Raw genomic sequence first — 19,075 nt, 5'->3', positions numbered from 1 at the left:
GGGGCCGGCCCCCCCCCCCCCCCCCGCGGCGGGGGGGGCGGCCCCCCCCCCCCCCCGGGGGGGGGGGGGGGGGGGGGGGGGGGGGCGCCCCCGCCCCCCCCCCCCCCCCCCCCCCCGCTTCTCACACCGGATCCTCGACGAGGTCGGCCGGTCCGACCGTGCCCGGCGTGGCATGGCCCGACAGGGCGAGTGTCAGGTCGAGTTCGGCGAGCAGACAGCGGATGACGTGCTCCACGCCGGACCGGCCGTCGAGGCCGAGGCCGTAGACGTACGGCCGGCCGACGAGGACCGCGCGGGCGCCGAGGGCGAGGGCCTTGAAGATGTCGTCACCGGTGCGGATACCGCTGTCGAAGAGGACGGTGAGCCGGTCGCCCACGGCTTCCGCCACGCGGGGAAGGGCGTCGGCCGCAGCGACGGCCCCGGCCACCTGGCGGCCGCCGTGGTTGGAGACGACCACGCCGTCCATACCGGCGTCGGCGGCCAGGCGCGCGTCGTCCGGGTGCAGGACGCCCTTGAGGACGATCGGGCCGTCCCAGTTCTCCCGCAGCAACGCCAGGTCCGGCCAGCTCTTCGCCGGGTCGGAGAACATCCCGACGAAGTGCATCACGGCCGCGTTCCGATCCTCGTGCACCGGCTTGGCCAGGCCTGCCTGGAACGCCGGGTCCGAGAAGTAGTTGGCCGTGCCGACCCCGTGCAGGAACGGCAGGTACGCCTGGTCCAGATCGCGCGGCCGCCAGGACAGCAGCGGCGTGTCCAGGGTGACCAGCAGGGCCGTGAACCCCGCCGCCTTCGCCCGGTTCAGGAAGCTGCGGGCCACCTCCGGGTCCTTGGGCCAGTACAGCTGGAACCAGCGCTCGGCGTCACCCATCGCCTCGGCGACCTGCTCCATGGGAGTGCTGGACGCGGACGACAGGACGTACGGCACGCCCTGTGCGGCGGCGGCCCGGGCGGCGGCGGACTCGGCGTCCGGGTGCATGATCGACAGCACTCCGACCGGGGCCAGCGCGAGGGGCGCCGTCAGGGCACGCCCCAGCACCTCGACCGACAGATCCCGGTCGTGCACGTCGCGCAGCATGCGCGGCACGATCCGGCGGCGCTCCAGGGCCGCCCGGTTGGCGCGCGCCGTACTGCCGTTGCCCGCGCTGCCCGCCACATAGCCGACCGGGCCGGGCCCGAGCCGCTGTGCGGTGAGCTCCTCCAGCCGGGTCAGGTCGGTGGGCAGCCGCGGCACGGCGCCCGTCATCCCGTTCAGATAGATCTCGTACTGGAAGTCCGCCCAGTGCTTGCCCACCGTACGCGCCGCCTCTCGTCGTCTCCTCGTCGAGACCGTGCCGTGGGGCGACGATACCGAGCGGTATGCGCTCAGGTGGGTCGGGGGCGGAGCGCTGCCTCGTGCAGTACCCGGGCCAGTGCGCCCGGCTGCGAGAACATCGGCCAGTGACCGGTGTCCAGCTTCACCAGCTCCCAGCGGTCACTCCCGAGCAGCGCGGTCACCGCCGGCATCGGCTCGTCGCCGTCCAGGAGGCACTTCACATACGTCGCCGGCAGCTCGTCCAAGGGGCGGTCGAGGACGGCAGGTTCGGTGAGTGTGACACCCGGGTGCGGGGTCGCTCCCACGATGTGGGCGATCTGCTCGTCCGTCAGCCCCTGCCCCGCGTACTCCTCGGGCCCGGGCGGCGGCCAGTACCCGCCCTGTGCGTCGATCGTCCGCCGTACGTGCCCGCTGGGCCAGCCCGACAGGAACGACTCCCCGTGCACCGGCACGTTCGCGTCGACGAACACCACGCGCCGCAGCCGGTCGCCGATCCGTCCGGCGGCCTGCCCGACCGGCACGCCCGCATAGCTGTGCCCGACCAGGACCACCTCCCGCAGACCGAGCCGCTCCACCTCCTCCACGACGTCCCGGACGTGCGTCCGCTGTCCGGCCGGCTGTGTGTGCCGTCTCTCGGCGAGGCCCGACAGCGTCAGCGCATGGACGTCATGCCCGGCGGCGCGCAGCTCCGCGGCCACCTCGTCCCATGCCCACGCCCCGAGCCATGCCCCTGCCACCAGTACGAGGTCGGTCATGCCGGCAACGTAGCCGAGGGGTCTGACAGCGCCTCACTCCTCCTCGTCCGCGCGCGGTGCGGGGTCCGGCCCGGCGTCCGGGCCCTGGGCCCTGACACGCTGCACGTGTTCGAGGGACTCGCGCAACTCGGCGAGCCAGTCGTCCGTATGGCGCTGGACCAGGCGCACGCACCAGGCCAGCGCGTCGCTGCGGCTGCGGGCGACGCCGCCGGCGATCAGGGTGTCGAGGACCTGGCGTTCCGGCTGGCGCAGCCGTGTCATGACGGGCGCGGCCACGTGCGTGAAGAGGGTCCGCCGCCCGCCGCACTCCACGCCCCAGGACACCTTGCGGCCGAACCGCTGCTCGGCCTCCCGCGCCACGGCCATCCGGTCCTCACGGGTGCGCTCACGGAATTCCTGCGCACGGCTCTGAAGGGCCGCGTCCCGCTCGGCCGCCGGGGCGTCCTCGGCCAGCCGCGGGGCGGGGATGCGGCCGATGACGGTGATCTCCTCGCGGTCGACCGTGATCTCGGTCAGCTCCTCGAAGAGGTCGTCGGGCAGGCGGCCGGCGAACCAGCCGCGGAGCTTCTCTCGCTGCTCTCTCGTAATCATGTAATGACGATTACTCTGCCGTTCCATGAACACAAGGGGTCACAAAGCAGTCGGCTGAGAGCGGAATCGGAATGTTTCAGGCCTATTAACGAACGTGCGGCAATCGGCCATCTGGCCGCTTCGCGTCCCCGGGAACCGTGCGGTTACGGGCTTCACGCGCACTGATTCCGTAACTTCACGCCACTGATTCAATACGCAATGTTACTGAAACCCGTGGGGTCGATGTGTGTTTCCGCTGCGGACTCGGCAGACTCGCGCTCGCCGCTCCGGGCACCGACCGAGCACCGGACGGCACACCCTGTAATCGATGCGGAAGGATGCACACAATGCGGACCACCGCGCGCTGGGCCATGACCATCGGCATGACGGCCACCGCCGTCTGCGGACCCCTCTCCGGGGCCGCGCTCGCCGATCCGGGTCAGGCCCCCACCGCGCTCTACGCCCCCTCGGCCCTCGTCCTCACGGTGGGCCACGGGGAGAGCGCGATCGCAGCGACTCCGGAACGCGCGGTCACCCTGACCTGTGCGCCGACCGCCGCCGGAACGCACCCGGCGGCAGGCGCGGCCTGTGCTGAACTGCGCGGCGTCGGCGGCGACTTCAACGCGCTGACTGCGCGGGGCAACGTGATGTGCACCAAGCAGTACGACCCCGTGGTCGTCACGGTGGACGGCGTATGGCAGGGCAAGCGCGTCTCCTACGAGCGCACCTTCTCCAACGACTGCATGAAGAACGCCTACGGGACGGGAGTCTTCTCCTTCTGAGAGGGCTGAGCCCACAGACCGGGATCGCGCTGTACCCGTGAAGCACAGCGGGCCGTGGCTGGGGAGCCGGGCCGTTGTCACGAGGAGTCGCGATCTCGCGCAAGGGGGCCGGCGGGCGGAGTGGGGCCGCCCGCCGGCCCCTGGGACGTTCCAGAGCCCGGGCTGTCACGCCCGGGCTCTGCCCGTTCACGGGGGTGCCGGGGTTCTCACGCGCGGTCGCGGTGGCTCGTGTCGCACCACGGGTAGCGGCGGCTGCGGCGGCATGTGCACAGGGCCACGCGGAAGCGGTCGGAGGAGACGACGGAGCCGTCCTCCAGCTCCACCTCCACCGGGCCCTCCATCAGCAGCGGGCCCTTGCGCTGGACACTGACACGGCGCGGCGCCGCGGACCGGTCAGACGGGGAGTTCGGCACGGACGACCACCAGCTCTTCCTTGTCCTCTGCGGCGGACAGCAGCCCCCGCTCCCGCAGCCAGCGTTCCCGGCCGCGCAGTACGGGCCCGAGCGCGATGCGGTGCCGACGTGTCACCGCGGCCTTCAGACCCGCCGAGCGCAGCCGCCCGACGGTCAGGTCCGGGCCGCTGAGCGCCGACTGCACGAGCAGCAGCACCCCGCCCGGGCGCAGCAGACCTGGTGCCTCGCGGCAGATCCGGTCGACGACCAGCCGCCCGTCGGCACCCGCGTCCCACGCGCGGGCCGCGCCCCGGGGCGGCCTGTGATGGCCGTGCGGCGACGGTACGTAGGGCGGGTTGGCCAGGATCAGGTCGAACTTCTTTCCGCGCACGGGCTCGAAGAGGTTCCCGTGCCGGATGCGGACCGGGACTCCCGCGAGCCGGGCGTTCAGCCGCGCGGCCCACACGGCGCGCCAGGACACGTCCACGGCGGTCACCCGGTTGCCCCGGCGCGCGGCCTCCAGGGCCAGGGCGCCACTGCCGGTGCCCACGTCGAGGACTTCCGCGCCCGGGGGCAGCGGCTCGTCGGACAGGGCACCGGCCAGCAGCTCGGTGTCCTCCTGCGGGGCGTACACGCCCGGGAGTACCAGTGCAATCACGGACGCCGGGTACCCCGGAAATCAGGAGATATGGGCTTCTTCCAGGTCGAGTGGAGCATGCAGTGACGAACGGGATGCGCGCCAGTCGGTGAGGAGCCGGGCGCTGAAGCGTTCCTCGACGAACTCCGTGGCGTCGATGCCGAAGGCGACGTCCGAGGCGAGATACGGCTCGCGCTCCAGCAGTCCGCCGATGACGTCGTGCCGCACCACTTGCTCGTGGACCGCGTCCGCCTCGACGTGTTCGTCGTAGAAGTGTTCGGCGGCGGGCCCCGCGCCGGTGCGGCGCATCGCCTCGGCGAGCCGCCGCGAACCCGGTGACGAGGTGATCTCCACCGTCGCGAAGTGCCCGACCAGGGCGCCCCTGAGGGCCCGGTGCAACCCGAAGAGAGACATCATGTTCACCGTGACCAGGGCCGGTGCGCACGCCGCGTCGAGATAGCGGCCGTAGGCGGTGTCCAGGCCCAGGTCCGCCATCAGGTCGGCGAACAGGCGGGCGTGCACACGCTCCGCGCGGCCGCCGCCCCACTCGTCGAACTCCACCGCCGCCATGGCCGCCTTCGCCCGGCCCCACAGCCGTGGCAGCACCCAGGCGTGCGGGTCCGCCTCCTTGAGGTGGTACAGGGAGCGCTGCGCCGCGTACTCGCGCACCTGCCAGAGTTCGCCCTCGGCACGCAGGAAGTGGCTGACGCCCGTACCCTCGACGGGCTCGACCAGCAGCCCGGCCAGCGCCTCTTCCACGCTGTCGTGGACCTGGGCGTCGCTGCGCAGGGCGGACAGGAACCGGTGCTCCATGGCCGCGCGGACGCGCAGCAGGTCCGGGTCCCACTCACGCTCCGGGGGAACGCCCGCGAAGCCGCGGTAGTGCAGCTCGTAGCACAGGTAGAGGGCGAGCTGGAGGTCGTCGCCGTACACCTCGGCACGGGCGACCTCCTCCAGACGGGGCAGGTGGCCGGCGCCCCGCAGATAGGCGTCGACGCCCCTGCTCAGCGGTCCGCGCGGGGTGGGAAGAAGTGGTCCTTCGTGCTCCATGCACGCCGGGTACCCGCCCGGCGACCCGGGTCACCCGCCGTTGGCATACGGCCAGGGGAGCGGTCGGCGGAATGCCGGACGCCCCGGGGTGACCGGACGGGCGCCGTGGCGTCCGTCCGGACGGGGCAGCCGGACATGCCGTGCGGACTGGACGGGCAGGGGCAGCCGGACAGGCCGTTGGGACCGGACGGGCTGGGGCGGCGGAGCTGCCCGGTGGAATCCGGGAGCCGGCTGCGCTGCCGCCCGGGGCGTGGCCCCGGTCGCCCGGACCCGCCGGGTTCCCTCAGTCGCGGTCCTCGTCAGTCACCCTCGGACTCTTCCTGTGCGCGCGTGTTCGGAGTGATGGCCTCACCCGCCTCGCCCCGGTGGCGGCGCTCCTCGGCGGAGTCCCGGGTGCGGTTCTCGGCGTCCTCGACCTCCCGCAGCACCTCTTCGAGTGCCGTCTCGGCCGACTTGCCGTGCCGGTCCTCGTCGCGGTGGTGATCCTGGTGCTGGGACACAGGGGCTCCTTTCTTTGTGCGGTATGCCGGTATGCCGGTATGGCGATGTGGTGCGGTCGTCAGCTGGAGGCCCGGGCGAGGCGCAGCGGCACCGGGTCGGCGGGGGCGGCCTCCTCACTGCTCCTGGCGACGTCCGCCCACCAGGAGGGGCCGTCCTCGATGTGGCGCAGGAGTACGCCCTCGCGGATCGCCCAGGGGCAGACCGTGACGGCCTTGATGCCGGTCAGTTTGAGTACGGTGTGCCCCACCACCGCTCCGGCCAGGCTCTGTGCGGCGCGCGGTGCGGAGATGCCCGGCAGGTGCGCGCGTTCGGCGGCGGGCAGGGCGGCCAGCTGTGTGATCGCCGCCCGCAGGTCGGAGCGGTACATCTGCCGGTCCACGAAGGGTCCATGGCGTCCGGGCGCGGCGCCGCACAGCCGGCCCAGCTGCTGGAAGGTGCGGGAGGTGGCGACCGCGGTGCGCGGGCCCTCCCAGCGGATCCGCGCGGCGACGTCCCGCAACTGGTGGCGGACCTTGCGTCGAAGCGCCCGGACCCGCTCCGGTGACGGCGGGTCCTCGTCGTCGAAGAACTCGTGCGTCAACCGCCGCGCGCCCAGCGGCAGCGACGCCACGAAGTCCGGCAACCGGCCGCGCCCGAAGGCGACTTCGAGCGTGCCGCCCCCGATGTCGAGCAGGGCGAGCGGTCCCGACCGCCAGCCCATCCAGCGCCGTGCCCCGAGAAACGTCAGTTCGGCCTCGACCTCGCCCGGCAGGGTGCACAGGTGGACGCCGGTCCGGGCACGGACGGTGCGCAGCACCTCGTGCCGGTTCGGGGCGTTGCGCACCACGGCGGTCGCGAACGCCGGCGGGTCGGCCGCACCCCAGCGGGCTGCGGTCCTGCTCGCCTCGGCCACCGCGTCCACCAGCTGTGCCACGGCCCGTTCCGGGATGGGTCCCCCTGGTGTGACCTGCTCGGACAGCCTCAGTCGCCATTTGGCGGTGTGCACGGGCAGCGGCACCCCGTCCGCCGCGTCCGCGACCACAAGTCTGACCGTGTTCGATCCCACGTCCACCACGCTGATTCGCATGGCCGGTGGGTACCCACATACAGGGCGGCCCAACAGAACGCCGGGGGCACAGCGGCGAGGACGCGCCACGGGCCGGGGCGCAGGGTCAGCGGAGAAGGAGCAGGGAGAAGGACCGCCGCCCCGGCCGCGACACCGCCATGTCGGTGAGGGATTTCTGTGGCATGAGGAGCACCCGCTTTCCAGTGACGGCGTACGAGAACAGGCGAAGACTGCATAAACGAAACGGTTTCGTACACATCGCGGTTAGGTCAGTCCGGGCGAAACGTTAGCGTTTCGCCGGCCCCGTGCTCCGGGGCCTGCTCATATTCCTTGACGCATATATAACGCTAGAGGCATATTGGATCCATGTCCGACGCCGTCCTCTGGAACGCGCTCGCCGACCCCCATCGGCGGGCCATCGTCGCCCTGCTCCTGGAGCGGCCCCGGTCCGTCGGTGAGATCGTCGAGGCGTGCGGACTGAGCCAACCCGGCACCTCCAAGCACCTCAAGGTGCTGCGCGAGGCGGGCCTGGTCCGGGTGCGGCAGGACGCGCAACGCCGCGTCTACGCCCTCGACCCCGCACCGATCGCCGCCCTGGACGCATGGCTCGCCCCCTACCGCGCGCTCTGGAACACGAGCCTCGACACGCTGGGCCGCCGCCTCGACGAGACGCCGGACGCCCCCGAACCACCCCACCGAAGGACTGATCCGCCATGACCGCCGACCTCACCGGCACCTATCTGACCCTGGACGACGGCCGCCCCGCCGTCCGCTTCAGCCGTCTCTACGACCACCCCGTGGACCGCGTCTGGCAGTTCGTCACCGACGCGGACGAGCTGGAGCGCTGGTTCCCCTCCCGCGCCGAGATCGAGCTGCGCCCCGGCGGCACCGTCAGGTTCAGCGGTGACCCGCACATGGAGGACTCCACCGGCCGGGTCCTCGCCGTCGACCCGCCCCGGCACCTGTCGTTCGAGTGGGGCGGGGACGAACTCCGCTTCGACCTGGAGGAAACCGGCGAGAAGAGCACCCGCCTCACCCTCACCAACGTCCTCGACGCCCAGGACAGCGCCGCCGGCAACGGCGCCGGCTGGGAGGTGTGCCTGGCCGCACTGGACGCCAGGGCGCGCGGCGAGGAGACCGCCGGTCCGCACGCCGGGGCCGACGCGCCCTGGAAGGAGCTCTACGCCGCCTATGTCGCGGCGGGAGTGCCCTCCGGCGCACCCGTGCCCGGACTGGACTGACCGCTCACGCCATCTGACGCCGCACCAGCTCGTGCAGCCGGCCTGAGGTGTCGGCGAGCAGCTGGGCCGGCGGGCCCTGCTGGATGACCTTGCCGTCCTCCATCACCACGACCCGGTCGGCGTCCAGCACGGTCGACAGCCGGTGCGCGATGACGATCCGGGTGGCGTTGAGGGCCTTGGTGCTCTCGATGACCGTGCGCTGCGTCTCGTTGTCGAGCGCACTGGTCGCCTCGTCGAAGAAGAGGATGCGCGGCCGCCGGATCAGCGCCTGGGCGATCATCAGCCGCTGGCGCTGGCCGCCGGAGACGGCTCCGCTGCCCGCGACGATGGTGTGCAGACCCATCGGCATCCGCTTGATGTCCTCGGCGAGACCGGCCATCTCGGCCGCCGCCATCGCCTCCTCCGGCGTGTACGGCTCGGTGCCGCAGATGACGTCCAGGATCGAACCGGTGAACGGCTGCGCGTGCTGGAGCACCACACCGCACTGGCGGCGCACCGCCGACTGGTCCAGGGCCGCCAGGTCCTGCCCGTCGTACAGCACGCTGCCCGACACCGGCCGGTCGAAGCCGATCAGCAGCCGCAGCAGCGTCGACTTCCCGCAGCCGCTCGGGCCGACGACCGCGACGAACTCGCCCGGCCGTACCTCGAACGACACGTCGTCCAGGACGAGGGGGCCGTCGTCCGAGTAGCGGAAGGACAGCCGCCGCGCCTCGATCCCCCCGGTCAGCGGACCCGGCCGGGTGCTCGCCGTACGCACCTCCGGCGTCGCGTCCAGCACCGGCTTGATCTCCTCGAACAGCGGCAGCGCGGCCACCGCCGACACGAACGAGCCCGTCAGCTGTGTCACTGAGGTCAGCACCATCGTCACCGAGGTGTTGAAGGTGAGGAACGCCGCCGCCGACATCGAGCCCCGGGCCGGACCCGCCAGCAGCATGAACATCAGCAGGGTGCACAGCGGCAGGTACACCGCGCCCAGCACCGTCGTGAGGTTCTTGATGCGGCCGACCTTCTGCTGGAGCTCACGGCTGCGCGCGAACTCCGACGCCCACGCGGCGTACGCGTAGTTCTCCGCTGCCGCCACCCGCAGCTTGGGCAGGCCCCGCAGCGTCTGGAACGCCTGGTTGTTCAGTTTGTTGGAGAGCACCACGAGACGCCGCTGCCAGCGCACCTGCCACAGCCCGAGCGCCAGGAACACGGCCGCGATGACGACGAGCATGCCGATCGCGGCCATCGCCATCGGCACGCTGTACCAGAACAGCAGCCCCAGGTTCATCACGCCGATCGTCACCGACTGGGCGACCGTCGGCCCGACGCCCGCCAGCAGCCTGCGGATCGAGCTGATGCCCATGGCCGCGCTGGCCAGCTCACCGGTGGAGCGCTCGGTGAAGAACTTCGTCGGCAGCCGTAGCAGCCGGTCCCACACCGCCGGCTGCAGCGTGGCCTCGATCCGGCCCTCGATCCGCAGGATGGTCAGGTTCTGCAACAGCATGAAGGCCGCGGCCACCACACTGCTCAGCATCACCGCGAGACACACCTGCACGATCAGGCCCGTCTGCGCCTTCGGCACGAACTCGCCCAGCACCTTGCCGGTGGCGATCGGTACCAGCGCGCCGATCGCCACCGTGACCAGACCGCTGAGCAGCAGCCCCGTCAGATCGCCGCGCATGCCCTGCATGCAGAACCGCAGCAGCCCCAGCGGACCGAGCCGCTTCTCCGGCAGCGGACGGTAGAACATCACCGCGCGCGGCTCGAACTCGTCCGCGTTGGCCTTCTCGATCGGCGTCTCACGCCCGGTCGACGGATGCACCGCGACATAGCCGCCGCGCCGCCACAGCAGCGCCACCGGCGCACCCGACAGCGCCCGCTGGCCGACCAGCGGCCCGACGTTGTCCCGCCACCAGCGGCCGTCGAGCCGTACGGCCCGGGTACGCACGCGCGAGGCCAGGGCGACCTGCTCGACCGGGTCGAGGCGGTCGCCGCCGGTGCCCTTCTGGGTCGGCTCGGTGATGCGGATCCCGGCCGCCTGCCCGACCAGCTTGCACGCCGCGTACGTGGCGTCGGCGTCGGCCGACGTGGTCCGCTTGCCCGACCGCTTGCCGATGGAGGCGAGCAACGTCCGGTCCGCCTGGGCGCGTACGGCCTCACCGGCCTTGATGCCCTCGGCGGTGCGCGTCTCATGGGTGCGCTCCAGCTGCTCGATCCAGCGGTCCAGCGTGGTCAGCAGCCGGTACTGCTGGTCGACCATGGACTGCCACAGCGCCGGGTCCATCAGCAGGTCGGCCGCGGCCTCCGCGCCGTAGAGCGAGCCGTACTGCACGCTGCCCGGCGGCACCTGCATCCAGAACACGTCGTCGTCGGTGGGGGCCGCGGCCCGCTCGGTGGCCATCGGCGCCTGGAAGAGGATGGACAGGCTGCGGCCGACCCCGAGGGCGAGCGCGTACTCCAGCGGGCTCGTCGTCGGCGGCACGTACTGCGGGTTGCCGTACTCGTCGTACGACCAGGTCGCGGTGTTGGCGGGCTGGTACAGCTCGCGCAGGCCGATGCGGTGCACCACGCAGTCCCGCAGCGGGCGGGCCACCAGGGTGTGCTGCGGGCCCGGCACCGGGCCGAGCACCAGGGAACCGGCCTCCAGACGGCCGAGGTGGTGCCAATGGCCCTGCTGCCCGGCGTCGACGGCGAACAGGTCCACGGCGCCGGACACGATCAGCCACAGCACCTGTGGGCCTTCGAGGTCGAGCCGGTTGAACCCGGCGCAGTCGATGCGCGAACCCATCTGCCCGAAGGCGCCCAGTACCAGGTCGTCGTCGTGCCCTTCGTGAACGGTCGTCATCTCACCGCTCCCTGACCAGTGCCGCGTACGCTCCGCCGCGGGCCACCAGGTCCTCGTGCCGTCCCCGCTCCACGACCGTGCCGTGCTGCAGGACGACGATCTCGTCGCTGTCGCGGACCGTGCTGAGCCGGTGCGCGATCACCACACAGGCACAGCCGCGCCGGCGCAGGTTGTCCATCACGACCTGCTCGGTCTCGGCGTCCAGGGCGCTCGTCACCTCGTCGAGCACCAGGATGCTCGGCCGGCGCACCAGCGCCCGCGCGATCTCCAGGCGCTGGCGCTGTCCGCCGGAGAAGTTGCGGCCGTCCTGTTCCACCTTGCTGTGGATGCCGCCCGGGCGGCGCGTGATCACGTCGTACAGGGCGGCGTCGCGCAGCGCGTCCTCCACCGCGTCGTCCGGGATGGACGGGTCCCACAGCGCCACGTTGTCGCGGACCGTGCCCTCGAAGAGGAACACGTCCTGGTCGACGAAGGACACCGAGGCGGCCAGCGCCCCGCGCGGGATGTCCTCGATGCGCTGCCCGTCGATGCGGATCACGCCCTCCCACGGTGCGTACAGCCCGGAGATCATCCGGGACACCGTGGACTTGCCGCTGCCCGAGCCGCCCACCAGGGCCACCTGCTGCCCCGGACCGACCGTCAGATCGAAGCCGGCCAGCAGCGGCTTGTCGAGAGGGCTGTAGCCGAAGGTGATGTTCTCCAGCTCGACATGGCCCTGAAGCCGGCGCGTCGACTCGGCGGCTCCGGGCCGGCCGTAGAGCGGGTCGGCCTGGAAGTTCTCCACGTCCTTCAGCCGGGCCACGTCCGCCGCGAAGTCCTGGATGCGGCCCGCGACGCCGTTCAGCCGGGTCAGCGGAGCCGTGAAGCGGGTGACCAGGGCCTGGAAGGCCACCAGCAGACCGACCGAGATGTGCCCCTCGACCGCCCGCATGCCGCCGATCCACAGGATCAGCGCGCTGTTGAGGGTGGCGAGCGTCGGCGCGACCACCCCCAGCCAGGCACTCGGCACGCCGAGCCGCTGCTGCTCCTCCAGAGTCGTGGCGTGCTGCCCGGCCCACTTGCGGAAGTAACCGTCCTCGCCGCCGGTCGCCTTCATCGTCTCGATGAGCTGGAGACCCGTGTAAGCGGTGTTGGTGAGGCGTGCGGTGTCCGCGCGCAGCTTCGCCGTGCGGGTCGCGCGCAGCCGGATGACGACCCGCATGGCCACGACGTTCAGCAGGGCCACGCCGATGCCCACGAACGTCAGCTGCGGGTCGTAGGTGTACAGCAGCACCGCGTACAGCACTACCACGATCGCGTCCACGCCCGCCGCCGCGAGGTCCCGGGACAGGGTCTCGGACACCGCGTCGTTGGACTGGAGCCGCTGTACCAGGTCGGCCGGGCTGCGCTGGGAGAAGAACGTCACCGGAAGCCGCAGCAGATGCCGCAGGAAGCGTGCGCTGGACAGCGTCGAGGAGATGATGCGGCCGCGCAGCAGGTTGGCCTGCTGGAGCCAGGTCAGCACGACCGTGAGCAGCACGCAGGCCGCCATCGACGTGAACAGCACGCCCAGCAGAGAGGTCTGGTCGCCGATCAGGAACTCGTCGATGTAGGTGCGGCTGAGCGCGGGCACCGCCGCGCCGACCGCCACCAGCAGCAGGCTTGCCAGGACCGCGGCGGGCATGGTGCCCGCGGTGCCGCGCAGACGCGCGGGCATCGCGCCCAGCACGCCCGGCTTGCGGCCGCCCCGGGTGAAGTCCTCGCCGGGCTCCATCACCAGCACGACACCGGTGAAGCTGCCGTCGAAGTCCTCCATGGGCACGAAGCGGCGGCCCTTGCCCGGGTCGTTGATGTAGACGCCGCGACGGCCGAAGCGCCGGCCCATGCCGTCGTAGACGACGTAGTGGTTGAACTCCCAGAACAGGATGGCCGGCGACTTCACCTCGGCGAGGGCGGCCAGGTCCATCTGCATGCCCTTGGCCGTCAGGCCGTAACTGCGGGCCGCCTTCAGGAGGTTGCTGGCGCGCGAGCCGTCCCGGGACACGCCGCAGGCGATGCGCAGCTCCTCCAGCGGGACGTGCTTGCCGTAGTGGCCGAGCACCATCGCCAGGGAGGCGGCGCCGCACTCGACGGCTTCCATCTGGAGCACGGTGGGGGTGCGGACGGTCTTCGCCCGGGCCTTGGGCACCTTGCGCTTCGGCGGGGCGGCGCGGCGTCTGCTCCGGGGCTCCTGGGCGGTCGCGCTCATGGCAGCAGCCAGTCGACGGGACGCTGGTCGGCCAGCCGGATCGAACCGGAGGCAAGCGTCATGGAGGTCAGCTTGAACGGGGGCCCGTCCGCGGACGACCACCGGTAGCCGCTCTTCGTCGCGGAGGACTTGTCCAGCCGGACCGTCACGGCCACGGGCCTGCCCTTCTTCGTGAACTGCTCGCCCAGCTGGCTGTCCCCGAGGAACGCGGCGATCGTCTGCGGGGACTGCGCCGCTCGGTCCACCGACTTCACATGGCCGCGCAGCACGCCGTACTCCTGTGTGGGCACCGACTGCACGGTGAGGTCCACGGCCGCGTCGTCGGGGATCGACGCGGCGTTCTCGGCCGGGACGTACACGGTGGCGTAGAGCGGGTCGCCGGTGCGGGCGACCTTCTCCACGGCGGCGACGTTCGCGCCGGTCCGGATGATCTGCCCGACGGTCGCGGCCAGCGCCGAGACCCGGCCCGCGGCGAGCGTGCGGACGATTGCTTCGCCCCTGGCCGTGCGGACCTTGAGTACGGGGGAGTTCGCGGGGACCTGCTCACCCTGCTTGGCGAGCACCGTGGTGACCTGGCCCGCGACAGGGCTCTGCAGGAGGTAACTGCCCTGCCCGTGCGTGATGATGGCGGGCGCGCTGACGGTGGAGGTCACCGAGCCGGTCACGGCCCATACCGAGGCGGCCGCCATGGCGACGACCGTCACCGAGAGCACGAGCCAGCCCTGCGGGCGGGCGAAGCGCACCGGGAGGTCGAGTTCCTCCGGGGACTGGAGCTTGGCGAGGGCCTGTTGGCGGAACTGCAAGGAACTTCCCTCACCCGTGGAAGAGGTTCATACGGAGCCGTGGAGAAGGTTCATACGGAGCCGTGGAGAAGGTGCAGACGGAACCGTGGAAGAGGTTCATGCGGAACCCGAAGAACCCGGAACCGCCGGCTGCGGTTCCGGGAATCAACGGCACAAGGGCTCGATCAGAGGCCGGAGACCAGGCCGGTGACCGGGGCCGTGTTCAGGCCGGTGACGCCCTCGACGGTGCCGACGGCGGTGTCGACCAGGCCGGAGACCGGGGCAATGCCGTCAACGGTGTCGGTGACGGTGTTCACGGCGTTCACGGACAGGCCGCCGGAGATGGCGTCGAGCTGGGCGTCAGCGATCTCGACGGTCTCAACCTGGGGGGTGGAGTTCATGGTGGAACTTCCCTTCATATGGATATCTCACAAGGGGGGAGCGGCCCCCTCTGGGGACAGATGACGGCCGCGACCGCGAGCGCCGGACATCCGTTTCCGAAAGCCCTGAGCGGCCCCCGCGGTGCGATGGATCAAAGCACGCTGCGGCTCGCCGCTTCCAATCAACCACCCCCCTCACCAGGCAACTTGCGCCTCGCCGGTACCGATTGGTGGAGGTCTGCGCACCGCTTGACGGCGAGTTCTTCACATGCGCCATCGCATCGGCGCATTCGGGGTCTTGAGTCGCCGGGAGGCGAATCCGGCACTCCCGCCCCAAAGGCGTGACCGACGCGGCCGGGCTGTGGATAACCCTCCTTTCGGTGACCGGGTTGAGCATTCGATGTGCAGATTCGCTGAAGCCGGGGTTTGACTCCGGAACAGCGACAGATCGTTCCCGCACGGATACGGAGCGTTTGCTTCCGGTGGGCTGACGCGGCGTCCGTTGCTGAAAGGCCGTCATCCGGCCATGACCCGTCGCAGGCCCCGCCGGGCCCGTCCACCGGACCGGCCGCCGTGAGCAGGGCGGTCGCCGCGTGTGCGGGTCCGCTTGCCCACGGCGGGAGTTGGCTGATTCCGCGGTGCGAAGGGATCACTTGCAATCGGAATTGAACGCCCCGTGCGGCCCGTGCGTACCAACAGCCATCCAGGCGCCCCCCCAGAAGCTGCCGGACGGCGGCACCTACTCCGTTCCCCAGGAGGAGAGAAGTTTGAGTCACAAGCGAATTCCGAAGCGCAAGGCCGCGATAGCGGCGGGCGGTGTGGTGGCGCTCGGCGCCGCCGCGATCCTGCTCCCCAACGCCAACGCCTCGCAGGACGGTTCGTCCGGCGACGCGGCGGCCGCGCCGAAGACCCTGAAGGCGGGCGACGCCTCGGATCTCGCCTCGCAGCTCTCCGGGCTCCTCGGTGAGGCGTTCGGCGGCTCCTACTACGACGGCGACAACAAGCAGCTCGTCGTCAACGTCGTCCCGGGCGACAACAACAACGTGATCGTGCAGGCGAAGGCGGCCGGCGCGAAGGTCCGCGAGGTCGACAACAGCTGGTCGGAGCTCCAGGAGGGGGCGTCGACGCTGAAGTCCGAGGCGACCATCGCGGGCACCTCGTGGGCGATCGACCCGCGCACCAACAAGCTCCTGGTGACGGCCGACAGCACCGTGACCGGCGCCAAGTGGGACAGACTGGAATCCACCGTGCAGGAGCTCGGCTCCGGCATGGCCACGCTCAAGAAGTCCTCCGGCACCTTCAAGCCGTTCGTCTCCGGCGGCGACGCCATCTTCGCGGGCGGCTCGCGCTGCTCCCTCGGCTTCAACGTCACCGCGGGCGACGGCTCGCCGGCCTTCCTGACCGCCGGCCACTGCACCCTCGGCGGCAACGAGTGGTCCGACACCCAGGGCGGCCAGCCGATCGCCACGGTCGACCAGTCGACCTTCCCCGGCAACGGCGACTTCGCACTCGTGAAGTACGACGACCCGGCGACCGAGGCGCCCAGCGAGGTCAACACCGGCGACCAGACCGTGCCGATCACCGAGGCCGCCGAGGCGACCGTCGGCCAGCAGGTCTTCCGGATGGGCAGCACCACCGGGCTCAACGACGGCCAGGTCCTCGGCCTCGACGCCACGGTGAACTACCCGGAGGGCACGGTCACCGGCCTCATCCAGACCGACGTCTGCGCCGAGCCCGGCGACAGCGGCGGCTCGCTGTTCACGCAGGACGGCCTCGCCATCGGCCTGACCTCCGGGGGCAGCGGTGACTGCACGGCCGGCGGCGAGACGTTCTTCCAGCCGGTGACCACCGCCCTGGAGGCGGTCGGCGCGACCCTCGGCGCGGGCGGTGCCGCGGGCGGCGGCGCCGGTGCCGGTGAAGAGGCCGGTGCGGGTGAGGAGGCCGGCGCCGGCCAGGAGGCCGGTGCGGGCCAGGAGGCGGGCGCCGGTGAAGAGGCCGGTGCCGGCGACGAAGCCGGTGCGGGTGCCGGTGAGGAAGCCGGTGCCGGCGAAGAGGCCGGAGCCGGTGCCGGTGAGCAGGCCGGAGGCGACGAAGCGGGCGCCGGAGCCGGTCAGGGCTCGGGCGCCGGCCAGGACGCGGGTCAGGGTGCCGAGGACCACTCCGGTCTGACCGAGTCGCGCTGACCCCGGCACAACCGTCGGCAGCCGGTCCGACGCAGCCGGCCCGGTTCCGCCCCCTTCCTGGCGGATCCGGGCCGGCTCCCCTGCGTCCCAGGCCGGCTGCCGACCCCCGTCGGCCCTACCCGAGGGCCCTGATCAGCAACAGGGCGATGTCATCGAGCCGTTCCTCCCCGTCCGTGTGATGCCGCTCCTGGTGGACGAGGCTGTCGGCCAGCTCGTCCAGCGGCAGGTCCCCGGCATCGGCCAGCCGCCGGCCGAGATCCGCGAGGGCCTCCTCGAAGTCCGTGCCGGGCGACTCGACGAGACCGTCCGTGTAGAGGACGAGCAGCGAACCGGGGAGCAGGGCGACCTCCGTCGTCGGGTACACCGCCGAGGCGTCGATGCCCAGCAGCGGGCCGCCCGCCAGGTCGAGGACCCGCACCCGGCCGTCCGGGCGTCTCAGCAGCGGCGGGGGATGCCCCGCCCGGGACATCACGGCCCGCCCGTGCTCCGGGTCGAGCCGCAGGTACAGGCAGCTGGCGAACAGGTCGGACCCGAGGTCCAGCAGCAGCCGGTTGGTGCTGCGCATGACCTCCTCGGGCGGCTGCCCCACGGTGGTGTACGCGCGCACCGCCGTGCGGACCTGGCCCATCAGCCCGGCCGCCGTCACGTTGTGGCCCTGCACGTCCCCGATCACCGCCGCCGCGGTGCCCTGGGCGCCGACCAGGTCGTAGAAGTCGCCGCCGATGTCCATGCCCTGAGTCGCCGGCACATAGCGGCCGACCGCCTCGACGCCCGGCAGCGACGGCAGGGAGTGCGGCAGCAGGGCCTCCTGGAGGCCGTGCGCGAGCCGGTGCTTGGCGTCGTAGAGCAGCGCCCGCTCCAGGGCCTGGGCGATCAGCCCGGCCATGCTCGTCATCACCGCCCGCTCCTCCGTCGGGAACGGGTGCGGCTCGGCGTAGGAGAGCACGCACGTCCCCACCGGGCGGCCCTGGGCGATCAGGGGCAGGAACGCCCAGGCCGCGAACCCGTCGGGGGTCGCGGCCCGCGCCGGGTACAGCCGCTCCAGCTGCTCCTGCGACTCGAAGAACGCGGGCACGCCCGTCCGCAGCACCTGGGTGCCCGGTGTCGACTCGGTCAGGGGCATCCCGTCGAACCGCTCCACCACGCGCGGGTCCCGGTACCCGCGGTGCCCGAGCACCCGCAGCCGCTTGGCCCGCGAGCCCAGCACGACCAGGGCCTGGCTGCCCACCGCCGGGACGATCTCGTCGGCGACCAGCTGCACCACGTCCTGCACGCCCACCGCCTCGGTGAGCGCCCCGGCCAGATCCAGCACCTGCGAGATGGTGACCAGCCGGGACGGTGCACCGTCGGGCGGCGGCGCGGTCCGGTTCATCCGGGACACGGCCCGGGACCTGGTGATGCGGACGCTCAGACCCGTCGTGCTCGGGTACAGCCGGAACGACAGCCACTCGCCGGGCGGGCGCAGCGCCACGAACGAGGTGACGTGCTGGCTCAGCAGCGCGGCCCGGTAGCGGTCCTCGTAGACCGGGTCGTTGAGCCAGGGCACCGTCGCCCACAGCTGGGTGCCGAGCAGTCGGCTGACCGGGACGTTCAGCAGCTCGGACGCCGCCGCGTTCACGAAGCCGACCCGTCCGTGCAGGTCCAGCGAGACCAGGCCGTAGGGCAGCCGGCTCACCATCCGCGCCGCCTCGACGGTGCCGAGCGTGCCGGCCATGCCGCCCACCAGGGGCGAGGCGAGCAGGTCGGTCTCGGGGTGCGGCGGGATGCTGTGCTCGGCCGCCCGCTCCAGTCGGACCGCCAGCCGGCCGCAGGCCGCGGTGAGATGCTCACGCTCGTGGTCGGACATCTCGGCCGGGTGCGCACCGGGCCAGGTGACGAAGACCGCGCCGTAGACGGTCGACTCGGTGGCGACCGGCACCGCGGCCAGGGCGAACGGGTAGGGCAGTACCACGGCGATCCGCGGGTAGAGGCGCGCCATCTCCTCCTCGCCGCCGACCCACACCAGCCGCCGTTCGCGCGCCGCGTCGGCCACCGGGATCGGCGCGCTCAGGCCCACCCGCTCCCAGGGCGCCGCGAACGCCCGGGGCAGGCCGGCCATCACCGCCATCTCCAGCACCGGCTGATCCGCCGCCCTCAGGTACACCGCGCCCGAGTGGGCGTGCACCTCGTCCATCATCGAGGCCAGTGCCAGCGAGAGCAGGGGACGGCCGACCGGCGTCCGGGCGGCTGCCGGCGCCTGTGCGGACGACTGCCCGTCGGACACGCAGACCACCTCCTCGCACGGCCGCGCGACCGGGTTCAGGAACAAATCTCCCCCCTGGCGGCCCTTCCCGCACGACGAACGGTTCCGGAACAGTGCCGGTTACCGTCGGCCACGCATATCTCGGC

At 72.1% G+C, this 19,075-nt stretch carries 17 protein-coding genes; 4 read left to right on the top strand and 13 right to left on the bottom strand.

Annotated elements, in window-relative coordinates; genetic code table 11:
• Positions 1–121 precede the first annotated feature (121 nt).
• The 3 genes from ACIQU3_RS35505 to ACIQU3_RS35495 all read right to left on the bottom strand — a co-directional run bounded on the left by ACIQU3_RS35505 (position 122) and on the right by ACIQU3_RS35495 (position 2,658).
• Positions 122–1,291 (bottom strand): lactate 2-monooxygenase, encoded by a 1,170-nt coding sequence (locus tag ACIQU3_RS35505; RefSeq protein WP_403929760.1) that lies wholly within the window; start codon positions 1,289–1,291, stop codon positions 122–124.
• A gap of 71 nt (positions 1,292–1,362) precedes the next feature.
• On the bottom strand, positions 1,363–2,067 hold the full coding sequence (locus ACIQU3_RS35500; protein WP_403929757.1) for an alpha/beta fold hydrolase: 705 nt from the start codon (positions 2,065–2,067) through the stop codon (positions 1,363–1,365).
• 33 nt (positions 2,068–2,100) lie between these two features.
• The gene (locus ACIQU3_RS35495) at positions 2,101–2,658 is read right to left on the bottom strand and encodes a hypothetical protein (RefSeq protein ID WP_403743407.1); all 558 of its coding nucleotides are present in this window, start codon (positions 2,656–2,658) and stop codon (positions 2,101–2,103) included.
• A gap of 326 nt (positions 2,659–2,984) precedes the next feature.
• Here ACIQU3_RS35495 and ACIQU3_RS35490 point away from each other — a divergent pair, with 326 nt between their 5' ends.
• On the top strand, positions 2,985–3,419 hold the full coding sequence (locus tag ACIQU3_RS35490; protein WP_403743405.1) for a protease inhibitor: 435 nt from the start codon (positions 2,985–2,987) through the stop codon (positions 3,417–3,419).
• Positions 3,420–3,625: 206 nt separating this feature from the next.
• Here the strand turns inward: ACIQU3_RS35490 and ACIQU3_RS35485 are convergent, their stop codons facing one another.
• From ACIQU3_RS35485 to ACIQU3_RS35465, 5 genes are all read right to left on the bottom strand, one after another.
• Complete coding sequence (locus ACIQU3_RS35485; RefSeq protein WP_234850727.1) at positions 3,626–3,832, bottom strand: CDGSH iron-sulfur domain-containing protein; 207 nt, start codon at positions 3,830–3,832, stop codon at positions 3,626–3,628.
• The gene (locus tag ACIQU3_RS35480; protein ID WP_403743401.1) at positions 3,813–4,469 is read right to left on the bottom strand and encodes a HemK2/MTQ2 family protein methyltransferase; all 657 of its coding nucleotides are present in this window, start codon (positions 4,467–4,469) and stop codon (positions 3,813–3,815) included. The genes ACIQU3_RS35485 and ACIQU3_RS35480 overlap by 20 nt, the downstream gene beginning before the upstream one ends.
• A gap of 21 nt (positions 4,470–4,490) precedes the next feature.
• Positions 4,491–5,498 carry an iron-containing redox enzyme family protein gene (locus ACIQU3_RS35475; RefSeq protein ID WP_403929754.1) on the bottom strand — a complete coding sequence of 336 codons (1,008 nt, stop codon included), beginning with the start codon at positions 5,496–5,498 and terminating at the stop codon, positions 4,491–4,493.
• A gap of 299 nt (positions 5,499–5,797) precedes the next feature.
• Complete coding sequence (locus ACIQU3_RS35470) at positions 5,798–5,998, bottom strand: hypothetical protein (protein ID WP_403743397.1); 201 nt, start codon at positions 5,996–5,998, stop codon at positions 5,798–5,800.
• A gap of 59 nt (positions 5,999–6,057) precedes the next feature.
• Entirely contained in the window at positions 6,058–7,065 is a 1,008-nt protein-coding gene (locus ACIQU3_RS35465) for a Ppx/GppA family phosphatase (protein ID WP_403929752.1), read from the bottom strand.
• Positions 7,066–7,410: 345 nt separating this feature from the next.
• Here ACIQU3_RS35465 and ACIQU3_RS35460 point away from each other — a divergent pair, with 345 nt between their 5' ends.
• On the top strand, positions 7,411–7,761 hold the full coding sequence (locus ACIQU3_RS35460) for an ArsR/SmtB family transcription factor (RefSeq protein ID WP_403929749.1): 351 nt from the start codon (positions 7,411–7,413) through the stop codon (positions 7,759–7,761).
• Entirely contained in the window at positions 7,758–8,285 is a 528-nt protein-coding gene (locus ACIQU3_RS35455; RefSeq protein WP_403929746.1) for an SRPBCC family protein, read from the top strand. The genes ACIQU3_RS35460 and ACIQU3_RS35455 overlap by 4 nt, the downstream gene beginning before the upstream one ends.
• A 4-nt stretch (positions 8,286–8,289) precedes the next feature.
• Here the strand turns inward: ACIQU3_RS35455 and ACIQU3_RS35450 are convergent, their stop codons facing one another.
• The 4 genes from ACIQU3_RS35450 to ACIQU3_RS35435 all read right to left on the bottom strand — a co-directional run bounded on the left by ACIQU3_RS35450 (position 8,290) and on the right by ACIQU3_RS35435 (position 14,525).
• Positions 8,290–11,115 (bottom strand): NHLP bacteriocin export ABC transporter permease/ATPase subunit, encoded by a 2,826-nt coding sequence (locus tag ACIQU3_RS35450; protein ID WP_403929742.1) that lies wholly within the window; start codon positions 11,113–11,115, stop codon positions 8,290–8,292.
• A gap of 1 nt (position 11,116) precedes the next feature.
• On the bottom strand, positions 11,117–13,342 hold the full coding sequence (locus ACIQU3_RS35445; protein WP_403743387.1) for an NHLP family bacteriocin export ABC transporter peptidase/permease/ATPase subunit: 2,226 nt from the start codon (positions 13,340–13,342) through the stop codon (positions 11,117–11,119).
• On the bottom strand, positions 13,339–14,145 hold the full coding sequence (locus tag ACIQU3_RS35440; protein ID WP_403929739.1) for an HlyD family efflux transporter periplasmic adaptor subunit: 807 nt from the start codon (positions 14,143–14,145) through the stop codon (positions 13,339–13,341). Before ACIQU3_RS35440 ends, ACIQU3_RS35445 begins: the two co-directional genes overlap by 4 nt.
• A 164-nt stretch (positions 14,146–14,309) precedes the next feature.
• On the bottom strand, positions 14,310–14,525 hold the full coding sequence (locus tag ACIQU3_RS35435; protein ID WP_003994898.1) for a hypothetical protein: 216 nt from the start codon (positions 14,523–14,525) through the stop codon (positions 14,310–14,312).
• Positions 14,526–15,271: 746 nt separating this feature from the next.
• On the opposite strand from ACIQU3_RS35435, the gene ACIQU3_RS35430 reads away from it, so the two are divergent.
• Positions 15,272–16,687 (top strand): S1 family peptidase, encoded by a 1,416-nt coding sequence (locus ACIQU3_RS35430; RefSeq protein ID WP_403743493.1) that lies wholly within the window; start codon positions 15,272–15,274, stop codon positions 16,685–16,687.
• 115 nt (positions 16,688–16,802) lie between these two features.
• Here the strand turns inward: ACIQU3_RS35430 and ACIQU3_RS35425 are convergent, their stop codons facing one another.
• Positions 16,803–18,959: a SpoIIE family protein phosphatase gene (locus tag ACIQU3_RS35425; RefSeq protein ID WP_403743491.1), complete on the bottom strand. Its 2,157-nt coding sequence runs from the start codon at positions 18,957–18,959 to the stop codon at positions 16,803–16,805.
• Between the last annotated feature and the right edge of the window lie 116 nt (positions 18,960–19,075).

Source organism: Streptomyces sp. NPDC101110 (assembly GCF_044759525.1).
Taxonomy (GTDB): Bacteria; Actinomycetota; Actinomycetes; order Streptomycetales; family Streptomycetaceae; genus Streptomyces.
Note: the sequence above shows the minus strand (reverse complement) of the source record. Positions and strands in the feature narration are given on the sequence as shown.

What these genes read in the sequence shown, in the direction of transcription:
- ACIQU3_RS35490 (WP_403743405.1), top strand. Translation starts at nt 2,985, where the DNA reads ATGCGGACCACCGCGCGCTGGGCCATGACCATCGGCATGACGGCCACC.
- ACIQU3_RS35460 (WP_403929749.1), top strand. Translation starts at nt 7,411, where the DNA reads ATGTCCGACGCCGTCCTCTGGAACGCGCTCGCCGACCCCCATCGGCGG.
- ACIQU3_RS35435 (WP_003994898.1), bottom strand. Translation starts at nt 14,525, where the DNA reads ATGAACTCCACCCCCCAGGTTGAGACCGTCGAGATCGCTGACGCCCAG.
- ACIQU3_RS35500 (WP_403929757.1), bottom strand. Translation starts at nt 2,067, where the DNA reads ATGACCGACCTCGTACTGGTGGCAGGGGCATGGCTCGGGGCGTGGGCA.
- ACIQU3_RS35465 (WP_403929752.1), bottom strand. Translation starts at nt 7,065, where the DNA reads ATGCGAATCAGCGTGGTGGACGTGGGATCGAACACGGTCAGACTTGTG.
- ACIQU3_RS35475 (WP_403929754.1), bottom strand. Translation starts at nt 5,498, where the DNA reads ATGGAGCACGAAGGACCACTTCTTCCCACCCCGCGCGGACCGCTGAGC.
- ACIQU3_RS35445 (WP_403743387.1), bottom strand. Translation starts at nt 13,342, where the DNA reads ATGAGCGCGACCGCCCAGGAGCCCCGGAGCAGACGCCGCGCCGCCCCG.
- ACIQU3_RS35450 (WP_403929742.1), bottom strand. Translation starts at nt 11,115, where the DNA reads ATGACGACCGTTCACGAAGGGCACGACGACGACCTGGTACTGGGCGCC.
- ACIQU3_RS35495 (WP_403743407.1), bottom strand. Translation starts at nt 2,658, where the DNA reads ATGATTACGAGAGAGCAGCGAGAGAAGCTCCGCGGCTGGTTCGCCGGC.
- ACIQU3_RS35455 (WP_403929746.1), top strand. Translation starts at nt 7,758, where the DNA reads ATGACCGCCGACCTCACCGGCACCTATCTGACCCTGGACGACGGCCGC.